Here is a 5493-nt window from a genome sequence, read left to right as displayed (position 1 = left end):
TGCTGACGTCGGACAGTCCACGAGTTGCTGTCCGGTCACGGCACGCGACCAGCGGGACAGTCCGGCCGCGACCATCGCCCGGCCGATTTCGAGGTCGCTGACGCCGCGGTCGGACAGCCGCCCTGCGGCGTGCTCGAAAGCCGCTACGGCTCGGCGGGTGATCTCTTCGCGATCGATGGTCATGGGGCCTCCAGGGGTGCGGAGTAAGTGCGGAGTGCGAGTGCGGAGTTGCTGCGTATTGAAGTTGTCGAAGCCAGCGACGTGACGAGAGCTAACCCGTTGATTCATTTCGGCTGAAATCTAAGCCATCAACCTAGAGGCTGCGGAGTCCGCACTACTCCGCACCCCTCAAAAACACCCATCAGGATAAAACCTGCGAATGGGACCCTGTGCGGTTGAGGCTCCCCTAGGTCGGGAACTTCGCAGGCCCCCTCCCCCTCGATCCGGACCGACGCAGTTTTGCACCGGGATGCAATCGTGCGCTCTGCTGGTCATGGCTGCTGGGATCAGCATGTGTTTCAAAGGTCCTGTCGGTCGGGTTTTCTGAAACACTTCATTCTCTATTGCGCATGCTTCGCCTGAGATGCGTGGGATCGCGGAGAATGCGACCGATCGATTTTATCCGGTCGCAAGGTCCGAGACGAATGCTCGGGTATGGCTCTGAATGTCGACCCAGCTCCAATCATGGCGGCCGCCATCGCGCTTGGCGGACTGGTCACGATGATGGTGGCGCCAGCCCCGTCCTGGGGCACCGTCACTATCGGGCTGATGTGCCTGCTCATGTTCACCGCGCTAATGCTGCTGCCGCGCGCTCGGCCGCCGGGGCGGTATCGGCAAAGGGGCAGGGTTCGATACGCGATCCTCGATGAGCCTCTTCATCCTCTTCTTCAGTCGTTCCAGCTCTCCGCAGGGCCGCGCCGCGAACAGCACAAATCCAGGCTCGGGACGCGACTTTTCGGCCGACTTCAATGCGGCCATGAATATCCTTAAGTCTAGGATTGATCAGAGTTTTCCTGACAACTATCAGGCAAGCTTCAGATCTAACCGAGACGCCAATCGCGACTATGGCGACACCCGCGCAGAGGTGCTCGACACGGCTTCCGCTGCCGTTGCGGCTGCGTTGCGCGAAGGTGCGACGGTCAGGCAGGCTGCCGAGGCAGGGGCAGCGAGCATAGGCATCTGAGCCGCCCACCTTCGGGATTCTCCGAATAAATAGTGAAATCAACGGCTTGCGCGAATCCGGGCTGCCGGATGCGCGGTACACGTCCCATAGGCAGCGGAGACATTTCGGGCTCACCGGGCCGTCGCGTAGGGCAACGCAATTTTGCACCGGGCGGCGGATAGGGCGCACGGCCAGGGGTTTTACGAGAACGTCGTAAAACTCATCGGGCTGCGAGGGCGGTGCCGGATGGGCCGAGATATCGGCCGATGTTGCGAGGCCTGAGTTCTCAGGGCTGCGGCGCCGACCCCCCAAGATGGCGGAAGCATCGATCGCCGCTCCCCGGATCGGGGGAGTGGGCCAAGGGCAGCTAAGCCCTTGATCCTGATGGGCCGAGATTTCGCCGGCCGGGCTCAGGCCCGAGTTCTCGAGGCTCTGCGCTCCCCCAATCCGGGGAGCGCACCCGCCGAGACCGACCCCGCGAGCCTGATGGCTCAGGCCCGAAAACACGGGGCTACCCATCAGCCTGTCCCCGTCAGCAGGGCGAGCGCCGGCCGGCCTTGGTCGGGCCCGAGACCGAACTCGTCGAGGATGTGGCGCGGGACCTTCGTCTGCGGGTCGTTGGGCGGCTCGCACCGCTGCCAGGGCCAGTAGCCGCCTCGGGTCTTCCAGGACCGCACCCGATCCCGCCAGACGTCGTCCGGCACGTCGGCCACCGCGGCAGGCTCCTCGGCCTTCGGCGGATAGTCCCGCCAACGCTGCTGGTGCAGCCAAGCGTCGGCCGTCTTCACGAACTCGGTGCCGGCCTTGCCGATGCGCTCCTGCTCGGTGGCGTAGGCCTTGGCGCCGGCCAGGATCTCAGCCGGGTCGATCCCCCGTCGTCGGGCGTCGAGCCATCGCTTCCGGGCAAGGGTGGTCGGGAAGGCGACGTTCCGCTTCGGGTAGATCGACCGGAACTCGGCGAAGCCTTCGGGCTCGTCCCCCGTGGGGACTATAGGGGATTCTTTAGCTTTAGCTTTAGCTGCCTTCGGTTCGCTTTCGTTCTGCTTTCCAATTGCAGAACCTGATGCTTCGGCCTGATCCTGTAATTCCAAGGACTTAGGCCGTCCGCCGAGCTTCCCGGCGGCGCGTTTCTTCTCGACTTTTCCGCTGACGAATGCGTGCTCACGAGCGACCTGTTCGTTGCGCCAATTACGATTTTCGAGAGTCCAATTGGCCAGCACGATCGGCTTCAGGACAGCCCAGCGCTTAAGGGTGGTCCCGAGCATGCGAGCGAACCGGGCATCGTCGTCCGGCAGGCAGCAACCCGGCGAGCGCCAGGCGAAGATCTGCAAACGGAAGTAGGCGCCGGCCTCCTCGTTCGTCATGTGCGCCGTGTCGGCGATGTGCCGGTCGACGCCCACCGGCATGGTCGGGAGCGAACTCATCGCGCCGCCTCCGCCAGCACGTTGCAGGCGACGTCGCAGAAGCAGGTGATGCGGCTGGTCGGGCCTGAGCGCTGCTTCAGGATCTCGATCTCAAGCTCGTTCAGGCACCGGGCGAGACGGTCTTCCTCGACATCGGTGCGGTCGGCCTTGTGCTCGAGGTAGTAGGCGTCCCGGTAGAGGGCGAGGACGACGTCCGCGTCCTGCTCGATCGATCCCGATTCCCGTAGGTCCGCGAGCTGCGGGCGCTTGTCCTGGCGCTTCTCCACCTCCCGGTTGAGCTGCGAGAGGCCGACGACCGGGATGCCCAGTTCCTTGGCCAGACCCTTCAGGCCCGACGAGATCTCCGTCATCTCCTGGACGCGGTTGCCCTGGTAGCGCTTGGACGGGCGGATGAGGCCGATGTGGTCGATGAAGATGGCGGCCAGCGGGATGCCCTGGCGCTCGGCCCGCATCCGCATCTGCCGGGCCCTGGCGGCAATCTGCGCCAGCGTCAGGCCGGCCTGCGGCTCGATCCAGAGCGGGATGCCGGCGCAGGCCCGCTCGGCTTCCTGCAGGCGTCCCATCGCGTCCGGCGACAGGCCGCGGGCCTCAGCGATCGCGCGGTAGGTGATGAGCTCCGGCTCGCGGGGATCGTAGGCGGTGGCGGCGAGCACTCGCTCGGACAATTCGTCGGCGCCCATCTCCAGGGAGAAGAACCCGACCGCGCCGGAGCGCCGGGCCGCCGTCAGGGCGACGTGGAGGGCCACCGTCGTCTTGCCCATGCCGGGCCGACCGGCGAGCACGATGAACTGGCTCGGGCGCATGCCGAGAGTGTAGCCGTCGAGCTTCGGCAGGCCGTAGGGCACACCGCGGGGGGCATGGCCCTGGCGGACCTGGTCCACCCTGGCGAGGACGCTGGTGACGCTGTGGCCGAGGGTAACGCGGCGGGCGTGCTCGGCGAGCGCCGCGCTGGCGACAGCGTCGAGCTGCTCGATCATGTGGGTGGCGTAGGCGGCCGGGTTCTCCACTGCGCCGCAGGTCATCCGGGCAGCGCCGGCCTGGCACGTCTCGTACACGGTGCGCATCTGCGCCGCCTCGGCGATCATCCGGGCGTAGCCGGGGGCACCGACCACCGTGATGGCCTCTGAAGCGAGACGGGCGATGTACTGCCCGGTGGTGACGCCGCCGAGGTCCGCGTTCCCGAGGACGGCCTTCATCAGCTTCCAGTCGATGGCCTCGCCGGCATCGCGGCGCTGGCACATCACTTCGAACATCTGCCGATGCACGGGCTCGAAGAAGTCCTCTGCCCGGACGTGGTCGCGAGCGCGGTCCAGGGCCTCCGGGTTGTGCAGGACGGCCCCGAGCAGGGCCTGCTCGGCCTCGACGGCGGACGGCGTGACGGGAAGCTGATTGTCTGCCTCCAGCCTGGCCGTCAGGGCGTTGGGGAGCGAGGCGCTCATGGCGTCACCTCGCGCTCGGCGGCCTGCAGGGCCTCGATCAGGGCCGAGAGCTTCGACCGGGCGAGGCAAATCCCGGCGGCGGTCGGATGGGGCTCCCCTCCCCCGTGGCGCGGAGCTGCGAAGACCCGAACGTCGATCAGGGCGTAGCCGTCGTTGACGATCAGACGGACGCGGACTTCCTGGCTGTTGTTCTTGCGGACGGTGGCGATCGTGCGGGGGGCGCTCATAAGCAGCCTCCCTGAAGGAAGGCGCGCGCCTCGGCGGCCTGGTAAAAGACGCCGCGGACCATGCCCTCGCGGTCGATCAGCGCCACGAGGCGGGTTGTCAGGGTCGTGCGCCCTGCCCTATCCTCCGAATCGGTTCTCCCCCGAGGGCTAACTCTTCCAGCGCCGTTGCGGGCCTTCACCCCCGCGACGGCGTTTCCGTTTTTGGCACTCATCACCCGTTCCCTTCGTCGCAGTGCGACGAGGAACCAAGGCAAGTTCGGCCAGCGGTTTACCTGCGCTTCCCAAGCTGAATGTCGTCGGTTCGATCCCGATCACCCGCTCCAACGCGCTTGCTGAAGCATCAGACCTTCTACAGCCAGCGACCCAGAAGTGCCTGGCCCGAACGCGGCGCGGCAGGACCGCTAGCTGCTGAGAAAGCTCCCGACCAGGCTCTCCGAGCGGCTCCGAGACCCCACAGCGCCACGCCGACGACGATGAAGGGCAGCGTCATCGCAAGGCCGACCACGACGAGAGACAGCATCACGGCCGCCGTGAGCGGGCGTGGCGCGGCGGGCCACGTGTCCGTCCGGCTGTCGGTGCGATTCATCGTCAGGTATCCGGGATGATGTTGGTTAACCAAACGTACACTTGCGTTGCATTGCCGTCTATCGACCCGGGACGACATCCGAACGGAAAAGATCGCGGCGGACGCGTATCGGGACCCGGTTCGAGTACTCATCGCGTCCCGGCATCCGACGTCCGGGACGCGCCCATCGAAGGAACGCGCGGCCCATCTGGCTCGTTGATGGGACAAGCTGTGCCGTTCCGGCGTCGATCCGCCTTTCGGAATCATCGCCGCGGCCCCCATATGCCCGTCACGGTCCGCGCGTCGGGCGACGTTCCTGCAAGGATGATCCCATGAGCTTGATCGGACGCATCGTGACGAAGCTTCTCGGCAACGAGGACCGCCCCGTCGCCCGCGACGACCGCAACGCGAGTTCGAGCAACGCCATCGGCCGGCTCGTCACCAAGATCCTGCGGAAGTAGCCGGCCGGAGGGCACGGGCTCGGGCCAACGCCCGCCCGGTTCGGCCGGTCTCTCTTCGGCCTCCCGCGGAGACGGGATTCGGTCGGGTGCGAGCGGCGTCGCCGTGTGCGGCGGCGGAGGTTGCCCTTCCGCGCATCGTGGAGGCGCTGCGGCTGCGTCCCATCGAGGCGGGCCTCCGTCAGGGCACGCGAATAGGAAGCCCAGGTCGGATCGCG

General features: G+C 66.6%; 6 protein-coding genes. 2 read left to right on the top strand and 4 right to left on the bottom strand.

Annotation, left to right across the window (positions count from 1 at the left end; genetic code table 11):
* On the bottom strand, positions 1-183 hold a 183-nt coding region (locus COGEMETH_RS23720; protein ID WP_238185143.1), incomplete at its 3' end, for a hypothetical protein.
* A 682-nt stretch (positions 184-865) separates the two neighbouring features.
* Here COGEMETH_RS23720 and COGEMETH_RS23715 point away from each other — a divergent pair.
* Positions 866-1183 (top strand): hypothetical protein, encoded by a 318-nt coding sequence (locus COGEMETH_RS23715; RefSeq protein WP_238185142.1) that lies wholly within the window; start codon positions 866-868, stop codon positions 1181-1183.
* Positions 1184-1680: 497 nt separating this feature from the next.
* On the opposite strand, the gene COGEMETH_RS23710 is transcribed toward COGEMETH_RS23715, so the two are convergent.
* Genes COGEMETH_RS23710 through COGEMETH_RS23700 form a run of 3 tightly spaced genes read right to left on the bottom strand, consistent with a single transcriptional unit; the run spans position 1681 to position 4252 of the window.
* Positions 1681-2586, bottom strand: a complete 906-nt coding sequence (locus COGEMETH_RS23710; protein ID WP_238185141.1) for a DUF1376 domain-containing protein — start codon at positions 2584-2586, stop codon at positions 1681-1683.
* The gene (locus COGEMETH_RS23705) at positions 2583-4025 is read right to left on the bottom strand and encodes a replicative DNA helicase (protein WP_238185140.1); all 1443 of its coding nucleotides are present in this window, start codon (positions 4023-4025) and stop codon (positions 2583-2585) included. Before COGEMETH_RS23705 ends, COGEMETH_RS23710 begins: the two co-directional genes overlap by 4 nt.
* The gene (locus COGEMETH_RS23700) at positions 4022-4252 is read right to left on the bottom strand and encodes a hypothetical protein (RefSeq protein ID WP_238185139.1); all 231 of its coding nucleotides are present in this window, start codon (positions 4250-4252) and stop codon (positions 4022-4024) included. The genes COGEMETH_RS23705 and COGEMETH_RS23700 overlap by 4 nt, the downstream gene beginning before the upstream one ends.
* 897 nt (positions 4253-5149) lie before the next feature.
* Between COGEMETH_RS23700 and COGEMETH_RS23695 the strand changes: the two genes are divergently transcribed.
* On the top strand, positions 5150-5278 hold the full coding sequence (locus COGEMETH_RS23695; protein ID WP_238185138.1) for a TFIIS helical bundle-like domain containing protein: 129 nt from the start codon (positions 5150-5152) through the stop codon (positions 5276-5278).
* Positions 5279-5493: the final 215 nt, after the last annotated feature.

This window comes from Methylobacterium trifolii (assembly GCF_022179685.1).
Classification (GTDB): domain Bacteria; phylum Pseudomonadota; class Alphaproteobacteria; order Rhizobiales; family Beijerinckiaceae; genus Methylobacterium; species Methylobacterium trifolii.
This window is presented reverse-complemented; position numbering and strand designations above follow the sequence as displayed.

Coding starts and splice junctions, on each gene's coding strand:
- COGEMETH_RS23715 (WP_238185142.1), top strand. CDS start 866: ATGAGCCTCTTCATCCTCTTCTTCAGTCGTTCCAGCTCTCCGCAGGGC.
- COGEMETH_RS23710 (WP_238185141.1), bottom strand. CDS start 2,586: ATGAGTTCGCTCCCGACCATGCCGGTGGGCGTCGACCGGCACATCGCC.
- COGEMETH_RS23705 (WP_238185140.1), bottom strand. CDS start 4,025: ATGAGCGCCTCGCTCCCCAACGCCCTGACGGCCAGGCTGGAGGCAGAC.
- COGEMETH_RS23700 (WP_238185139.1), bottom strand. CDS start 4,252: ATGAGCGCCCCCCGCACGATCGCCACCGTCCGCAAGAACAACAGCCAG.
- COGEMETH_RS23695 (WP_238185138.1), top strand. CDS start 5,150: ATGAGCTTGATCGGACGCATCGTGACGAAGCTTCTCGGCAACGAGGAC.